We start from the raw sequence: 15,963 nt of genomic DNA on the forward strand, positions 1-15,963 counted from the left end.
GCTGTTTCAGCCTACGGGCACGGGTTGCAGTGCTCGAGGTGGATCGCGTCGATCCTGGCCTCCAGCTCCGGCGTGATCTCCACGTCCACCGACGCGATGTCGGTCTTGAGCTGCTCCATCGTGGTCGCCCCGATGATGTTGGCGTGCACGAAACGGCGCGAGTTCACGAAGGCCAGCGCCATCTGGGCCGGGTCGAGCCCGAATTCGCGGGCGAGCGCCACATACTTGCGGATCGCCGGCTCGGCGCCGGGCGTCTCGTAGCGCTGGCCCCGGTCGAACAGGGTGGTGCGGGCGCCGGCCGGGCGCGCGCCGTCGAGGTACTTGCCCACGAGATAGCCTTGCGCCAGGGGCGAATAGGCGAGTAGGCCCACATCCTCGCGCACGCTCACCTCGGCAAGCCCAACCTCGTAGGTGCGGTTGAGCAGGTTGTAGGCGTTCTGCACGGACTGGACACGGGGCCGGTCCGTCCCTTCGGCCTCCTTCAGGAACGTCATGGTGCCCCAGGCGCTCTCGTTGGAGAGGCCGAGATGGCGGATCTTCCCGGCCTTCACGAGGCCGCCCATGATATCCAGGGTTTCGGCGATGGGGTGCGAATCCCCTTCCAGGTGCTTGTAGACGGTCGAGTTGGAGCCCCAGGTCATGGGGCGGTCGGGCCAGTGGATCTGGTAGAGGTCGATGTAATCGGTACCGAGGCGCTTGAGGCTCTTGTTCACTGCCTCTTCGATCTGGACGCGGGAGAGTTCGGCCGGCGAGCCGTCGTCCCGGAACCAGGTATTGGTCGAGCGCCCCACGATCTTGGTGGCCAGGACGATCTTGTCGCGGTTCCGCCGCGCCTTGAACCAGGAGCCGATGATCCGCTCCGTGGAGCCCTGGGTGTCGGGCTTGGGCGGGATCGAATAGAGTTCGGCCGTGTCGAAGAAGGTGACCCCCTGGTCGACGGCGTAGTCCATCTGGGCGTGGCCCTCCTCCTCCGTGTTCTGCTGACCCCACGTCATGGTGCCGAGGCAGATCAGGCTCACGTCGAGGCCCGTGCGGCCGAGAGGACGGTACTTCATGGCAAGGCTCCTCGCGACGGACGGACCATCGCGGTCATAAATCGGGAAAGGGCGCCGGCGGATGTCAGCGCTTGGGAAGGGTCGCGAGAAATGTCTCCACGCTGGGCAGGATGCGCTCGACGATCACCTCGACGCCCTTGGCCGTGGGATGGAGGCCGTCGGGCAGATTGAGATTCCGGTCCCCGGCGATCCCGTCCAGGAAGAAGGGATAGAGCACGAGGCCGTGCTGCTTTGCAATATCGGGATAGAGGCTGTCGAATTTCTGCACGTAATCGGGCCCGAGATTGCGGGTGGCGTACATGCCCGCGAGCATCACCGGAATGCCCCGGGCCTTCAGGCCGGTCACGATCTCGCCGATGGCCTTGCGGGGAATGGCCGGGTCGAGACCGCGCAGCATGTCGTTGGCGCCGAGCTCCACGATCACGCCGTCGGTGCCGTCCGGCACGGACCAGTCGAGCCGGTCGAGCCCGCCCGTGGAGGTATCGCCCGACACGCCCGCATTGACGATCTCCACGTTATGGCCCTTGGCCCGCAAGGCTTTTTCGAGAACCGCCGGAAAGGCGGCCTCGGCCGGCAGGTTGTAGCCCGCCGTCAGGCTGTCGCCGAGGGCCACGAGGCGGATCGGTCGGCTCTGGGCCAAAGCCTGGGGGGTGAATGCAAAAGCGGCCATCATGGACGCACACGCAAAAATGATCGTCATGAATGGGCCGGAATGGCGCTTCATCGATATGTTTCCCATATGAGGTCGAACGGGCCGGGGCTTCCGGCGGGGATCATCCTTCCAAGATCGGGTTCAGGTTTATGCAGGACAAGGCCATTGCGCTGCACGATGTCGATTTGAGTCTCGGACGCGGGGCCGCGCGGGTGCACATCCTGAAAGGCGTCTCCCTCGACATTCCGAAGGGCGAGGCGGTCGGGCTCGTCGGACCGTCCGGTTCCGGCAAGTCAACCCTGCTCATGACCATGGCGGGCCTGGAACGGCCGGATTCCGGCAAGATCATCGTGGACGGCACCGATCTGGCGGGCCTCGACGAGGATGGCCTGGCGCGGTTCCGCGGGCGGCGCATCGGCATCGTGTTCCAGTCCTTCCACCTCGTTCCCACCATGACGGCGATCGAGAACGTGGCCCTTCCCCTGGAACTCGCGGGCGAGGACGAGGCCTTCGAGCGGGCCGAGGCCGAGCTCACGGCCGTGGGCCTCAGCCACCGGCTCCACCATTACCCGGCCCAGCTCTCCGGCGGCGAGCAGCAGCGCGTGGCCATTGCCCGCGCCATCGTGCCCAACCCGGCGATCCTGGTGGCGGACGAGCCGACCGGCAACCTCGACGAGACAACCGGCCAGTCCATCGTGGACCTGCTCTTCGCCCTCAAGCGCGACCGGGGCGCCACCCTGGTGCTCGTGACCCACGACCTGAACCTCGCCCGCCTGTGCGACCGCACGGTGCGCCTGCGCTCGGGACTGATCGACACCGACGCGGCGGCGCGGGTCTGAGGCCTTTCCATGCACGGCACCATCACCCCGCCCGCCGGTCGCCAGCCCCGGCCTCATTCGTCCCTGCCGCTGATCCTGCGACTGGCCCTGCGCGAGATGCGCGGCGGGCTTCGCGGTTTCGGCATCTTTCTCGCCTGCATCGCGCTGGGCGTCGCCGCCATCGCCAGCGTGGGCTCCCTGTCGCGCTCGCTCACGGAGGGCATCACCCGCGAGGGGCGGCGCATCTTGGGCGCCGACATGGCGTTCTCGCTGACCCAGCGCGAGATCGCGCCGCCGGAACTGGCCTTCCTGACCGGGAGGGGACAGGTCGCGTCGGTCACCACCCTACGGGCCATGGCGGTGGCGGGCGAGAAGGGCTCCGGCCTCGTGGAGCTGAAGGCCGTGGACGGGCAATATCCCGCCATCGGGACCCTGGACACCGACCCGCAGCTCGCGCCCGCCGATCTCCTGGCCGAGCGCGAGGGCGCGTTCGGGGCCGTGGCGGATCCGGCGCTGCTCGCCCGGCTCGACCTCAAGGTCGGCGACCGGATCACCGTGGGCGGGGCCCCCCTCCAGATCCGGGCAAGCCTCGTGTCCGAGCCCGACAAGATCGCCAGCGGCATCGGCTTCGGACCCCGCCTCCTGGTCTCGCAGGAGGCCCTGAGGGCCACGGGGCTGATCCAGCCCGGCAGCATCGTGCGCTGGACCTACCGGGTGATCCTGTCCGGCCCCTCCGACGACGCGACGCTCGAGCGGATCGAGGCCGAGGCCAAGACGGCCCTGCCGGAGGCCGGATGGGACATCCGCACCCGGGCCAACGCGGACCCGCGCTTTGCCCGCAACATCGAACGCTTCACCCAGTTCCTGACGCTCGTCGGTCTCACCGCCCTGCTGGTGGGCGGGGTCGGCGTCGCCAACGCGGTCCGGGGCTTCGTGGACCGCAAGCGCGCCTCCATCGCGACCCTGAAAAGCCTGGGCGCGCCCGGCGGGCAGGTGGTGCAGCTCTACCTGCTGCAGGTGATGATCATCGCGCTCGCGGGCGTCGCCATCGGGCTCGCCTTCGGGGCCGCCCTGCCTTTCGTGGTCACGGGTCTGTTCGGCCATCTCCTGCCGATCCCCATCCAGCCGACGCTGGCCTGGAGCGAGCTCGGCATCGCGTTGCTCTACGGCCTCCTGACCGCGCTCGTCTTTGCCATCTCGCCGCTGGGCCGGGCGCATGACGTACCGGTCTCCGGCCTCTTTCGCGACCAGGTCGATCCCGAGCGGCGCTGGCCGCGCAAGCGCTACGTCGCGGCCCTGGCGATCTCCGCCGTGGCCCTCGTGGGACTGGCGCTGATCGCGGCCTACGACCGCAAGATCGCCCTCATGTTCGTGGCGGCCTCCGCCCTGTCCTTCGGGCTTCTGCGCCTCGTGGCGACGGGCATCATGGCCCTGGCCAAGAGGACGCCGCGCCCGAAGAGCACCGCGCCGCGCCTGGCCCTCGCCAACATCTTCCGGCCCGGCGCGCTGACCCCGTCGCTCACCCTGTCGCTCGGCCTCGGCATCACGCTCTTGGTGACCCTCGCGCTCATCGACACCAATCTCAGCCGCCAGCTCCAGCAGACGCTGCCGGAACGGGCCCCGAGCTTCTTCTTCCTCGACATTCCCAACGCCCAGGCCGACACGTTCGAAAAATTCCTGACCGACCAGGCGCCGGGCTCGCAGATCGAGCGGGTGCCGATGATGCGCGGACGCCTGGTCTCCCTGAAGGGCGTGCCCGTGGCCCAGATCCGCGCCGACCAGGAGGCCGCCTGGGTGCTCGACGGCGACCGGGGCATTACCTACGCGGCGACGCCGCCTGCGGGCTCGAAGCTCGTGGAGGGGTCCTGGTGGCCCGCCGACTACCGGGGCCGCCCCCTCGTGTCCTTCGACCGCAGGCTCGCGAACGGTCTCGGCCTCAAGGTAGGCGACGACATCACCGTGAACGTGCTCGGCCGCAACATCACGGCCACCATCGCCAACCTGCGCGAGGTGGAATGGCGGTCCATGGGCATCAATTTCGTGATGGTGTTCTCACCCAACAGCTTCGCGGGCGCGCCCCACACACATCTGGCGACCCTGTCCCTGCCGGGCGGCCCGGACCCGGCCGCCGAGGCCCGGATCCTGCGCCAGTCGGCGCTCACCTACCCGAACGTGACCAGCGTGCGCGTGAAGGATGCGCTGGAGGCCGTCAACGACGTGGTCTCCCAGCTCGTGATGGCGATCCGCGGCGCCAGCTCCATCGCGCTGATCGCGAGCCTTCTGGTGCTGGCGGGCGCGCTCGCGGCGGGCCAGCGGGCCCGGCTCTACGACGCCGTGGTGCTGAAGACGCTGGGGGCCACGCGGGCCAAGCTGCTCGGGGCCTATGCGCTCGAATACGGGTTCCTGGGCCTGGCCACCGCGCTCTTCGGCCTCCTGGCGGGGTCGGTCGCGGCCTATTTCATCCTGACCGACGTGATGAACCTCGATTTCCGCCTCGATCTCTCGGGCGCTCTTCTGGCCTCGGGGCTGGCGGTCCTGGTGACAGTAGGCTTAGGGCTGGCCGGAACGTGGCGGATCCTCAGTCAAAAGCCCGCGCAGTACTTGAGAAGTCTTTGAGGCCGCGCCCGCCGGAAAGTGCAGTCGGGGCGTTTTTCGGCGGCGCTCTCAAGCCTAAGCTTGGAAGACCTTTCACGAAGGTTTGAAGCGTGACCATGCCTCTTGCGGAACCGGAGGCGACCGCTCATATTTGGCCTATCGCCGACCAATCGGCGTCTTGGAGCCATCCGGCCTCCATAGAGGGAATCAACAACGGGACACCGCGAGAGGACTCCGATGCAACCGTATGACCAGAACCAGACCGCCTACGGCTCGGGCTTTGCCCGGTCGTCGGTGCAGGTCGACCAAGGCCTGCGCAGCTTCATGCTGGGCGTCTACAACAACATGATCGTGGGCCTGGCGATCTCGGCCCTGGTCGCGCTTGGCATCAATATGGCCGCCGTGACGGGCGACCAATCCGCCGCCGCGGCCCAGATGGGCGGCGTCTACCTGACCGAGTTCGGCCGTCTCCTGTACGGCACGCCCCTGATGTGGGTGATAGCGCTCGCACCGCTGGCCTTCATCTTCCTGTTCTCGTTCCGCATCGACCGCATGTCGGCGGCATCCGCCCGCACCATGTTCTTCGCCTTCGCGGCCGTGATGGGTGCGTCGCTCTCGACGCTTCTGATCCGCTACACGGGCGCCAGCGTCGTGCAGGTGTTCTTCATCACGGCGGCCGCCTTCGGCGCGCTGTCCCTGTGGGGTTACACCACGAACCGCAGCCTGTCGGGCATGGGCTCGTTCCTGATCATGGGCGTCGTCGGCCTGCTGCTGGCCTCGCTGGTGAACATGTTCGTGGGCTCCAGCGCCCTGCAGTTCGGCATCTCGGTGCTCGGCGTGCTGATCTTCGCGGGCCTGACCGCCTACGACACGCAGAAGCTCAAGGAGATGTACCTCTACGGGAACTTCGACGGCGAGGCCGCCGCCAAGGTCTCGATCATGGGTGCGCTCCAGCTCTACCTGGACTTCATCAACATGTTCCAGTTCCTGCTGGCCCTCGTGGGCAACCGCAACAACTAAGCGGATAGTCTTCTCGGACGAGATCGAGCCCCGGCCTGAAAGCCGGGGCTTTTTCATGTCTCTTGCCACCACCGAGGCGGGTGGGTAGGGAAGGCCCATGTCCGTCCTCGTCCGCCCCTCCCGCGATGCCGACCTGCCCGCCATCACGGCGATCTACGCCCACGCGGTGGAAAACGGCACGTCCTCGTTCGAGCTGTCGCCGCCCGACGAGGCCGAGATGGCCCGCCGCCGCGCGGCGCTCCTGGACGGCGGCTTTCCCTACATCGCGGCCGAGCGGGACGGACACCTGTTGGGTTACGCCTATGCGGGTCCCTACCGGGCGCGGCCCGCCTACCGGTCCACCGTCGAGGATTCGATCTACATCGCGCCCGACGCGCACCGGCAGGGGGTCGGACGCGCGCTCCTGACGGCCCTCATCGCGGAAGCGGAGCGGCAGGATTTCCGGCTGATGGTGGCGGTGATCGGCGACGAGGCCTCCCACGGCTCCATCGGGCTCCATGCCAGCTTAGGTTTCGAGCCGGCGGGCGTGTTCAAGGGTGTCGGCTACAAGCATGGGCGCTGGCTCTCCACGGTGCTGATGCAGCGCGCGCTGGGACCGGGCCTCGCCACGCCGCCGACCCGGCCGATTCCCTGACGGGCGCATCATGGCCGGTTGGATCCGAAGGCCCGGCGGCGCGCTGTGGCACAATCCCGATTTCCTGAAGCTCTGGGCGGCGCAAAGCCTCTCGGCCGTGGGCTCGCGCTTCACCCGCGAGGGCCTGCCCATGATCGCGGCCCTGCTGCTGGGCGCCTCCGCCACGGAGCTGGGTTTCCTCGTGGCGCTGAGCGCCCTGCCGGGCGTGATCCTCAGCCCTCTCGCGGGCGCCTGGATCGACCGGACGCGCCGCCGCCGGGTGCTGATCCTGGCCGACCTCGCCCGCGCCGCCGCGCTCCTGACCCTGCCCGTCATGGCGTGGTGGGAGGCGATCACCATCGGGCAGGTGATCGGCGTCGCCACGGTCGTGGCGTTCTTCTCCATGCTGTTCCAGACCGCCGACAACGCCTACCTGCCCACCGTCGTCGGGCCCGAGCACATCCTGGACGGCAACGCCAAGATGGCCACCACCGACGCGGCGGCCGAGATCGCCGGTCCGGCGCTCGCGGGCATCACGATCCAGGTTCTGACCGCTCCCTTCGCGATCATCGTCGACGCCTTGTCCTATCTGTGGTCGGCGCTTCTGCTGGCCCGGATCAAGCGGCCCGAGAAGCCTCTCGTGACGGGCGAGCACGCGCCGGACATCTGGCGCGAGACGGCGGAGGGCCTGCGTTTCGTGTTCGGCCATCCGGTCCTGCGCCCGATGACGCTCTGCCTCTCGTCCCTGGCGTTTTTCTTGAGCTTCTTCGCGCCGCTCTACGTGCTCTTCGCCGTGCGCGACCTCGGGATCCAGCCCGGCGTGCTGGGGCTGATCGTGGCGCTCGGCGGCTTGAGCGCCCTGACGGGCGCCACCCTGGCCGGCCGCCTCGCCCTCGCGCTGCCGCCGCGCACGCTCCTGTTCGTCACGCTGATCGTCTACGCGGCAGGCCTGTCCTTCATCCCGATGGCCGGGGGCTCGTTCTGGATGGCGGTGACGTTCCTGGGCATTTCTCAGCTTCTCTGCGACGGGCTGTACATCGCGTTCTACACCAACGCGGTCACGCTCCGGCAGAAAGTCACACCGGATTCCTTGCGCGGCCGGGAGGGCGGCACCTTGCATCTCCTCACCGGCGGCCTCGGCCTGGTCGCGGCCCTTTTGTCGGGCGTCCTGGCCGACGCCTTCGGCATCCGCCCGGTGCTGTGGTTCGGCATCCTCGGCGCCCTGGCGTCGAGCCTGTGGCTCCTGCTGCTCCCGCGCCGGATCCACGGGTAGGGATCACGCCAAGCCGAGAAAGACCGCGAGCGATCGGGTGACCGAGAGCATGGATTCGTCGTCGAGACGGCCAAACGCCTCTCCCATCCGCTCTCGCTTCATGGTCATCGCTTTGTCGATCATCACCTGCGACGGCTTTTGCAGGCCATTGCTGGGCGACGGTTGAACCGGCACGCGGATCAGGGGAGCATCCACCATCGTGCCCGATATCAACAGAACCGTAACCGTGCTGGTCTCCTCGAACAGGTCCGATTGGATGATCAAAGCGGGACGAGGCTTGCCAAAATCGCCGGGCACGGCGACCGTCACAAGATCACCGCGCTTCACGCGTCATCATCCAGATCCGAGAGAGCGGCATCCATGAAGGCCGACAGGTCGCGGTCACTCGCGTCCGTTGAAGCTGTTACACGGGCTTGACGACGGCATTCTTCGGCAAAGCCCGGACGGCGGGCATCCGGAATCCAGATCTGCACGGGCCGCAGGCCCGCAGCGCGCAGGGCATCACGACGCTTTCGGACCCTCTGATTGATTGGCGTCGGCATAGCTTGCTCCGATCTCGTACGTTACATGTAACGTACGAGCGGAGTCGATCAAGCCTGAACTCGTTCGTGTGAGGCCCTATCACCTCAAGCCGGTACCACTTTCGGCTTGTCGAGAACCCGCAAGACCCGGTCGAGCTCGGTGCCGCGCTTGAGGATCATGCCGGCGGCCGCCACTACCGCATAGGCACCCTGCTTGCGGGCAAGCCTGGGGTCCTTCTCGATGCGGTAGAGCGGAACCTCGGAGGTGCGCCGGTAGATGGAGAAGACGGCCTTGTCGGGGGTGAAGTCGATGGCGTAGTCGCGCCACTCGCCGTCCGATACTTTCCGTCCATAGAGATTGAGGATGGTTTGAAGCTCCCGACGGTCGAAGGAAACCTGCCTCGGCGTACCCGGAAAGGGGAGGATGCGGGCCGTCCCCTGTGCCGAGCCGCCGTAGGGCTGCTCCGCGATGTCACCTTCGTTCATAATCCCTCCTGAACGATCCATCTTCCTCATGATGGGCCGGAAGGTTAGCCGGTTCAACCCCGCCGCCCGTCTTGTCACACCCCCCGGCTCACGGCTTCGTCAACGCAGCCTTGCTGTTGCCATATTGGTGCCGTGCCCAAGCCCCAGTGTCCGACGATAACGTCATCGTTGCCTCGACGGCCCGGTGCCATGACTTCTCCGGACACGTCAGCCCCCCAGCCCCTCCGGGTTGTCGGGCCCGGGCCTACGACCCCGTCGAGACATGAGGCCGCCTCCCCGGGCGGCCTTTTCTTTTGGGCTCTGCCTTTTCCTTTGGGCGATGGACCGCGCTCAGAATCCCTCCAGCACGATCTTGCCCCGTGCCTTGCCGCTCTCGATGAACCCGTGGGCACGCCTGAGATTGGCGGCGCTGATGGTTCCGAACGTATCGGCCAGCGTGGTGCGCAGGGTGCCGCCGTCCACGAGGCGCGAGACCTCGTTCAGCAGGTCGTGCTGCGCCTGCATGTCGGCGGTCTGGAACACCGAGCGGGTGAACATGGATTCCCAGCGGATCGACACGCTCTTGCCCTTGAACTTGAGGGCGTCGAAGGTCGCCGGATCGTCGATCAGCCCGTAGCGCCCCTGGGGGGCGATCAGCTCCACGGCGTCGGCCAGATGCGCGTCGCTCTCGGTGATCGAGAACACGAAGGCGGGCGCCCCGATCCCGAGGCCCGCGACCTGCGGCGCCAGGGGCCTGGAATGGTCGACCACGTGATGCGCGCCGAGCGCCTTGACCCAGGCCTGCGTCTCGGGCCGCGACGCCGTGGCGATCACCGTCACGTCCGTGAGCTGGCGGGCGAGCTGGATCGCCACGGAGCCCACGCCGCCAGCGCCGCCGATGATGAGGATCGCGTTGGCGGCCCCCTCCACCGGACGGCGGATTTCGAGCCGGTCGAACAGCATCTCCCAGGCCGTGATGGCGGTGAGCGGCAGGGCCGCGGCTTCCGGAAAGCTCAGGGACGACGGCTTCCGGCCCACGATCCGCTCATCGACCAGATGATACTCCGCATTGGTGCCCGAGCGCACGATGCTGCCGGCATAGAACACCGCGTCGCCGGGCCGGAACAGCGTCACGTCCGGTCCGACGGCGGACACGATCCCGGCGGCGTCGTAGCCCAGGACCTTCACGTCGCCCGCCTCGGGCTTAGCCCGCTTGCGTACCTTGGTGTCGACCGGATTTACCGAGACGGCCTTCACCTCCACCAGCAGATCCCGTCCCGCCGGTTCAGGCTTCGGCAGCTCCACGTCGATGAGGGACGCCTCATCCGAGATGGGCAGGGATTCGCGGTAGCCGACGGCACGCATGGGTCTCACTCCTGTGGGGTTCGGGCCCAAACCTGCATCGAAAGAGCGGCCGGCCCGGTTGAAGTGGGATGAACGTGGTGCATATGCTCAAGGGAGGCAAGAACGCACAATTTGGGCACATAGTATCGAAAAGGATACTGTCAGGAGGAGTTCCCCATGCCGTCCCCATCGCCAGCCTCGCGCCGAAAGACCGGTGGCTGCCCCACGGGCTGCTCCGTGGAAGACACGCTCAGCCTCATCGACGGCAAGTGGAAGATCGTCATCCTCTACAAGCTCCTGCGCGGCACCCTGCGCTTCAACGAAATCCGCCGCCAGATCCCGGCGGTGACGCAGCGCATGCTCACCAACCAGCTGCGGGAGCTCGAAGCGGACGGCCTCGTGATCCGCACCGTCTATCCGGAGGTTCCGCCCCGGGTGGAGTACAGCCTGTCCGCCAAGGGCCGCAGCCTGGAGCCGGTTCTTCTGGCCCTGAAGGCCTGGGGCGATGCAAATTTCGGTGCACAAGCGCAGGCGAGGGCCGCCTGAGGGAATTTTCGCGTCCAAGAGGCCCATTCGGTCGGAAAATTGGCGCAAAAGCAGCCGAACGCGCCTTCCAAAGGGCTCAAAAGTGGATTTCGATGCCCCTTGGCCGCTTCGCCGGCGCTGTTGCGAGTCCCTCGCGACTGTGCCAACGCTCCTGCCAAAAGGACGATAACGTGAGGACCCGCGCATGAACGTGGAGACGCCGACCGGCAACAGGCTGGCCCAGGAAACCATCGCGGCCCTGAAGGATTCCGACGTTCCGGACACCTTCGTTCAGGACCTGTTCGGACGCGTGCCGTCCGAGGATCTCGCGCCCTATACCCCCGGCACCCTCGCGGGCCTCGCGTCGGCCGCCTACGAGCACCTCAAGGCGCCCCGCTCCGGGGGGGCCGACATCCGCCTCGTGGATCTCGAGGTGGAGCACGAGGGACGGCGCAAGGACGTCACGGTCCTGGAAGTCGTCAACGACAACATGCCGTTCCTCCTCGACTCGACCCTGGCCGAAATCGTGGACGAAGGCTACGAGCCCCTTCTGGTCGCGCACCCCATCCTGGCGGTGGAACGCGATCCCTCCGGGGCTCTGGTTCGTCTCGTGGGCGAGGCCACGGCGTCGGGCCGGGTGGGCGTCAAGCGCGAGAGCTTCATCCACATCCATCTGCCGCGCCTCGACGACGAGGCCGCCCGGGAGCACCTGATCGCGTCCCTGCGCCAGGTCTATGCGGACGTGGCCGTGTCCGTGCGCGACTGGCCCGCGATCCGGGCCCGCGTCACCGAGACCGTCCAGAACTATCGCATCAATCCCCCACCCCTGCCCGAGGCCGACGTGCGCGAGGCCGTCGCGTTCCTGGACTGGATGGCGCAGGACAACTTCACCTTCCTGGGGCTTCGCGAATACCGCTTCCCGGCGGGCGACACCGCGGCCGATCCGGTGCAGGGCACGGGGCTCGGCCTCATGCGCGACCCGTCCGTGCGGGTGCTCCGGCGCGGGCGCGAGCTCGTCACCATGTCGCCGGAGATCCGCGCCTTCCTGGCGCGTCCGCAGGCGCTCATCATCACCAAGGCCAACGTGAAATCCCGGGTGCATCGCCGGGCGCATCTCGACTACGTGGGCGTGAAGCTCTTCGACGACGACGGGCGGCTCGAAGGCGAGCTGCGCATCGTCGGGCTGTTCACGTCGAGCGCCTATACGAGCACCACCAGCGAGGTGCCGTATCTGCGCCTGAAGGCCGCCCGGGTGGTGGCCCGCGCGGGCTTCGACCCGGCGAGCTATGCGGGCCGGGGCCTGCTCAACGTGCTCGAGAACTATCCCCGCGACGAGCTGTTCCAGATCGACGAGGACACCCTCTACCGCTTCGCCATCGACATCATGAACCTGTCCGAGCGCCCGCGGGTTCGCGTGCTGGCGCGGCCGGACGAGTTCGACCGCTTCGTGTCGGTGCTCGTCTTCGTGCCCAAGGACCGTTACGACACCGATGCGCGCCGGCGCATCGGCGAGTTCCTGGCGGGCGTGTTCGAGGGCCGCATGTCGGCGGCCTATCCGAGCTACCCGGAAGGCCCGCTCTCGCGCACGCATTTCATCATCGGCCGCGACGAGGGCCACACCCCGCAGGTGTCCCGCGAGACCCTGGAGAAGGGTATCGCCGCCATCGTGCGCACCTGGAGCGACGCCCTGCGGGACCAGTTCGCCGAAACGGTGGGCGGCCCCCGCGCCCGCTCGCTCGCGGCCCGTTACGCCCACGCGTTCAGCGCCGCCTACCGCGAGGCCTTCGACGCCGGGCAGGCCATCGCCGACATCGCCCTGCTGGAGCAGCTCTCCGACGCGCGCCCCCGCGCCGTGGATCTCTACCGCCGCGACGGCGACGACAAGACCCGCGTGCACCTGAAGGTGTTTTCGCGCGGCCAAGCCCTGCCCCTGTCCGAGCGGGTGCCGCTTCTGGAGAATCTCGGCTTCCGGGTCGTCAACGAGAGAACCTACCGGGTCCTGTCCGGCGCCGAGCGGGTGTGGCTCCACGACATGACCCTGCAGCGGGCGGCCGGGGGCGAGATCGAGATCGACGAGATTCAGGAGCTGATCGAGGCCGCCCTGCTCGCCCTGTTCCGGAACCTGGCCGAGTCGGACGCCTTCAACCGCCTCGTGCTCGAAGCGGGCCTCGGCTGGCGCGACGTCGCCATGGTGCGGGCGCTCGGACGATATCTCCGCCAGGTTCGTATTCCTTACGCCCAGGATTATCTCGCCGAAACGCTCGCCCGGCACGGCGCGATCGCGGTCAATCTCGTCCGGCTGTTCTATGCGCGCTTCGACCCGCGCATCGAGGACGCGGGCGAGCGCTCGGCCTCGGAGGCCGGCATCCGGGCCGAGATCGAGGAATCGCTGCGCGCCGTCACGAGCCTCGACGACGACCGGATCCTGCGCCGCTTCGTCAACCTGATCGAGGCCGCGATCCGCACCAATTTCTTCCAGCTCGAGAGCAACGGCCTGCCACGCCAGACCATCGCGCTCAAGTTCGAATGCGCCCGGGTCGAGGGCATGCCCCTGCCCCGCCCACTCTACGAGATCTTCGTCTACTCGCCCCGGGTCGAGGGCGTGCACCTGCGCTTCGGCCGCGTCGCGCGCGGCGGCCTGCGCTGGTCCGACCGGCCGCAGGATTTCCGCACGGAGGTGCTCGGCCTCGTGAAGGCCCAGCAGGTCAAGAACGCCGTGATCGTGCCTGTCGGTGCGAAAGGCGGCTTCGTGCCCAAGCACCTGCCGCCGGCAAGCGACCGCCAAGCCTGGCTGGCCGAGGGGACGGAGAGCTACCGCATCTTCGTGCGCACGCTCCTGCAGCTCACCGATAACATCGAAGGCGACCAGATCGTCCCGCCGCCGGACACCGTGCGCCATGACGGCGACGATCCTTATCTCGTCGTGGCCGCCGACAAGGGCACCGCGACCTTCTCGGACACCGCCAACGAACTCTCGGCCGAGAAGCATCACTGGCTCGGCGACGCCTTCGCGTCCGGCGGCAGCCAGGGCTACGACCACAAGAAGATGGGCATCACGGCCCGGGGCGCCTGGGAGGCCGTGAAGCGGCACTTCCGCGAGATGGACATCGACATCCAGAAGGAGCCCGTCACCGTGGCGGGCGTGGGCGACATGTCGGGGGACGTGTTCGGCAACGGCATGCTCCTGTCGCGCGCCCTCAAGCTCGTGGCGGCCTTCGACCACCGGGACGTCTTCCTCGATCCCGACCCCGACCCGGAGGCCTCGTTCCAGGAGCGCGAGCGCCTGTTCGGCCTGCCCCGCTCGAGCTGGCAGGATTACGACAAGGCCCTCCTGTCCAAGGGCGGCGGGATCTACCCGCGCTCCGCGAAGTCGATTCCGCTCTCGCCGGAGGTGCGCGCGGTGCTGGGCATCGACAAGGCGGAGGCCGCCCCGAACGAGGTGATGAGCGCGATCCTGCGCGCCGACGTGGGCCTGCTCTGGTTCGGGGGCATCGGCACCTATATCCGCGCCTCCACCGAGACCGACGACGAGGTGGGCGACCGCGCCAACGATGCCATCCGGGTCACCGGCCAGGAGATTCGCGCCAAGGTGATCGGCGAGGGCGCCAATCTGGGCGCCACGCAGCGCGGGCGCATCGAGGCGGCGCGCGCGGGCGTGCATCTCAACACGGACGCCATCGACAATTCGGCGGGCGTGAACACCTCCGACGTGGAGGTGAACATCAAGATCGCCCTCACCACGCCGGAGCGCGACGGACGCCTGTCCCAGGACGACCGCAACGCTCTCCTGGTCGACATGACCGACGAGGTCGCGCGCCTCGTCCTGCGCAACAACTACCTCCAGACCCTGGCGCTCTCGCTCTCGGAGCGCAAGGGGATCGCCGATCTGGGCTTCGCGCAGCGGCTCATGCACATGCTGGAGCATGACGGGCGCCTCAACCGCACCGTGGAATACCTGCCCGACGATGCCACGCTCACCGAGCGCGCCCGCAAGGGCGAGGCAATGACGCGACCGGAGCTCGCGGTGCTGCTGGCTTACGCCAAGCTTGCCCTGCACGACGAATTGCTCGACAGCGCCGTGCCGGACGATCCCTATCTGGGCCGCGAGCTGGAGCGGTACTTCCCGGCCGAGATGCGCGAGCGCTTCCCCGACGCCATCGCGACCCATCGCCTGCGCCGGGAAATCATCGCCACGCAGCTTGCCAATGCCATCATCAACCGGGGCGGTCCCACCATGGTGGCGCGCCTCGTGGACCAGACCGGCACGGACGCGCCCACCATCGCGGCGGCCTATGCGGCCACCCGCGATTCGTTCGGCCTTGGCGACCTGAACGCCGCCATCGACGCCCTCGACGGAATCGTGCCGGGCCCCCTGCAGCTTCGCCTCTATGGCGGCTTGCAGGACCTGCTCATGAGCCGCATCGTCTGGTTCATCCGCAACGTGGACTTCGCCAATACGCCCCTCGACGACATCATCGGCACCTACGCGGAAGGGATCTCCGAGGTGGAGCGCCACCTGCGCGACACGCTCTCGGCCGAAGCCATCGCGACCTGGGACGCCCGCGCCGCAACGCTGATGGAGAACGGAACGCCGGAGGACTTGGCCCGGCGCCTGGCGGCCCTGCCGGACCTCGTGGCGGCTCCCGACATCGTCCTGACGGCCCGGCGCACCGGCAAGCCCGTCCTCGAGATCGCCCGCACGCATTTCGCCCTGGAGCAGGCCTTCCATCTCGGCGCCCTGATCGGGGCCGCCCGCGAGATCAACGTGAACGACTACTTCGACGGCCTTGCCCTCGACCGGGCCGTCGACGGCATCGCGACGGCCCACCGCAACCTCACGGCCGAGGTCGCCTCCCAGGACGCATCCGGGGAGGCCGCCCTGGAGGCCTGGAGCGGGAAGCGCGGTGCCGACATCGCCCGCATCAAGGGCGCCATCGACAGTATCGTGTCGTCGGGGCTGACCCTGTCGAAAGTCACCGTGGCGTCCAGCCTGCTGGGCGATCTCGTCAAGGGATAATTCACGGGTGGCGCGGCAGAAGGGCCCCTGGTAGTTCCGTAGCGGCAAAACCCTTTGCCCGCTAC

The 15,963-nt window shown here is 68.0% G+C and carries 13 protein-coding genes; 7 read left to right on the plus strand and 6 right to left on the minus strand.

Annotated elements, in window-relative coordinates; translation table 11 throughout:
• Positions 1 to 11: 11 nt before the first annotated feature.
• Both ILT42_RS07130 and ILT42_RS07135 read right to left on the minus strand, forming a co-directional pair.
• The gene (locus tag ILT42_RS07130; protein ID WP_204214740.1) at positions 12 to 1,055 is read right to left on the minus strand and encodes an aldo/keto reductase; all 1,044 of its coding nucleotides are present in this window, start codon (positions 1,053 to 1,055) and stop codon (positions 12 to 14) included.
• Positions 1,056 to 1,119: 64 nt separating this feature from the next.
• Positions 1,120 to 1,779, minus strand: a complete 660-nt coding sequence (locus tag ILT42_RS07135) for an arylesterase (protein WP_229428358.1) — start codon at positions 1,777 to 1,779, stop codon at positions 1,120 to 1,122.
• 77 nt (positions 1,780 to 1,856) lie between these two features.
• Between ILT42_RS07135 and ILT42_RS07140 the strand changes: the two genes are divergently transcribed.
• From ILT42_RS07140 to ILT42_RS07160, 5 genes are all read left to right on the plus strand, one after another.
• On the plus strand, positions 1,857 to 2,546 hold the full coding sequence (locus ILT42_RS07140) for an ABC transporter ATP-binding protein (protein WP_204214742.1): 690 nt from the start codon (positions 1,857 to 1,859) through the stop codon (positions 2,544 to 2,546).
• A 9-nt stretch (positions 2,547 to 2,555) separates the two neighbouring features.
• On the plus strand, positions 2,556 to 5,141 hold the full coding sequence (locus tag ILT42_RS07145) for an ABC transporter permease (protein ID WP_204214743.1): 2,586 nt from the start codon (positions 2,556 to 2,558) through the stop codon (positions 5,139 to 5,141).
• 216 nt (positions 5,142 to 5,357) lie between these two features.
• The gene (locus ILT42_RS07150) at positions 5,358 to 6,140 is read left to right on the plus strand and encodes a Bax inhibitor-1/YccA family protein (RefSeq protein ID WP_204214744.1); all 783 of its coding nucleotides are present in this window, start codon (positions 5,358 to 5,360) and stop codon (positions 6,138 to 6,140) included.
• A 97-nt stretch (positions 6,141 to 6,237) separates the two neighbouring features.
• Positions 6,238 to 6,774, plus strand: coding sequence for a GNAT family N-acetyltransferase (locus ILT42_RS07155; protein WP_204214745.1), 537 nt, complete (start codon positions 6,238 to 6,240; stop codon positions 6,772 to 6,774).
• 10 nt (positions 6,775 to 6,784) lie between these two features.
• Positions 6,785 to 8,026, plus strand: coding sequence for an MFS transporter (locus tag ILT42_RS07160; protein WP_204214746.1), 1,242 nt, complete (start codon positions 6,785 to 6,787; stop codon positions 8,024 to 8,026).
• A gap of 3 nt (positions 8,027 to 8,029) precedes the next feature.
• Here ILT42_RS07160 and ILT42_RS07165 read toward each other — a convergent pair whose 3' ends face one another.
• From ILT42_RS07165 to ILT42_RS07180, 4 genes are all read right to left on the minus strand, one after another.
• Positions 8,030 to 8,353, minus strand: a complete 324-nt coding sequence (locus ILT42_RS07165) for a type II toxin-antitoxin system PemK/MazF family toxin (protein WP_204214747.1) — start codon at positions 8,351 to 8,353, stop codon at positions 8,030 to 8,032.
• Positions 8,350 to 8,568, minus strand: coding sequence for an antitoxin MazE family protein (locus ILT42_RS07170; protein WP_204214748.1), 219 nt, complete (start codon positions 8,566 to 8,568; stop codon positions 8,350 to 8,352). The genes ILT42_RS07165 and ILT42_RS07170 overlap by 4 nt, the downstream gene beginning before the upstream one ends.
• 84 nt (positions 8,569 to 8,652) lie before the next feature.
• A complete protein-coding gene (locus tag ILT42_RS07175; RefSeq protein WP_204214749.1) occupies positions 8,653 to 9,033 on the minus strand; it encodes a DUF2794 domain-containing protein in 381 nt (126 codons plus the stop codon).
• A 330-nt stretch (positions 9,034 to 9,363) separates the two neighbouring features.
• Positions 9,364 to 10,377 (minus strand): zinc-binding alcohol dehydrogenase family protein, encoded by a 1,014-nt coding sequence (locus ILT42_RS07180; RefSeq protein ID WP_204214750.1) that lies wholly within the window; start codon positions 10,375 to 10,377, stop codon positions 9,364 to 9,366.
• A gap of 156 nt (positions 10,378 to 10,533) precedes the next feature.
• Here ILT42_RS07180 and ILT42_RS07185 point away from each other — a divergent pair, with 156 nt between their 5' ends.
• Together ILT42_RS07185 and ILT42_RS07190 are read left to right on the plus strand one after the other, a co-directional pair.
• Positions 10,534 to 10,902 carry a winged helix-turn-helix transcriptional regulator gene (locus ILT42_RS07185; protein ID WP_204214751.1) on the plus strand — a complete coding sequence of 123 codons (369 nt, stop codon included), beginning with the start codon at positions 10,534 to 10,536 and terminating at the stop codon, positions 10,900 to 10,902.
• A 184-nt stretch (positions 10,903 to 11,086) separates the two neighbouring features.
• Positions 11,087 to 15,898: an NAD-glutamate dehydrogenase gene (locus tag ILT42_RS07190; RefSeq protein ID WP_204214752.1), complete on the plus strand. Its 4,812-nt coding sequence runs from the start codon at positions 11,087 to 11,089 to the stop codon at positions 15,896 to 15,898.
• Positions 15,899 to 15,963 lie beyond the last annotated feature (65 nt).

Source organism: Microvirga pudoricolor, from assembly GCF_016892705.1.
Classification (GTDB): Bacteria; Pseudomonadota; Alphaproteobacteria; order Rhizobiales; family Beijerinckiaceae; genus Microvirga; species Microvirga pudoricolor.

Coding starts and splice junctions, on each gene's coding strand:
- ILT42_RS07130 (WP_204214740.1), bottom strand. CDS start 1,055: ATGAAGTACCGTCCTCTCGGCCGCACGGGCCTCGACGTGAGCCTGATC.
- ILT42_RS07135 (WP_229428358.1), bottom strand. CDS start 1,779: ATGAAGCGCCATTCCGGCCCATTCATGACGATCATTTTTGCGTGTGCG.
- ILT42_RS07140 (WP_204214742.1), top strand. CDS start 1,857: ATGCAGGACAAGGCCATTGCGCTGCACGATGTCGATTTGAGTCTCGGA.
- ILT42_RS07145 (WP_204214743.1), top strand. CDS start 2,556: ATGCACGGCACCATCACCCCGCCCGCCGGTCGCCAGCCCCGGCCTCAT.
- ILT42_RS07150 (WP_204214744.1), top strand. CDS start 5,358: ATGCAACCGTATGACCAGAACCAGACCGCCTACGGCTCGGGCTTTGCC.
- ILT42_RS07155 (WP_204214745.1), top strand. CDS start 6,238: ATGTCCGTCCTCGTCCGCCCCTCCCGCGATGCCGACCTGCCCGCCATC.
- ILT42_RS07160 (WP_204214746.1), top strand. CDS start 6,785: ATGGCCGGTTGGATCCGAAGGCCCGGCGGCGCGCTGTGGCACAATCCC.
- ILT42_RS07170 (WP_204214748.1), bottom strand. CDS start 8,568: ATGCCGACGCCAATCAATCAGAGGGTCCGAAAGCGTCGTGATGCCCTG.
- ILT42_RS07175 (WP_204214749.1), bottom strand. CDS start 9,033: ATGAACGAAGGTGACATCGCGGAGCAGCCCTACGGCGGCTCGGCACAG.
- ILT42_RS07180 (WP_204214750.1), bottom strand. CDS start 10,377: ATGCGTGCCGTCGGCTACCGCGAATCCCTGCCCATCTCGGATGAGGCG.
- ILT42_RS07185 (WP_204214751.1), top strand. CDS start 10,534: ATGCCGTCCCCATCGCCAGCCTCGCGCCGAAAGACCGGTGGCTGCCCC.
- ILT42_RS07190 (WP_204214752.1), top strand. CDS start 11,087: ATGAACGTGGAGACGCCGACCGGCAACAGGCTGGCCCAGGAAACCATC.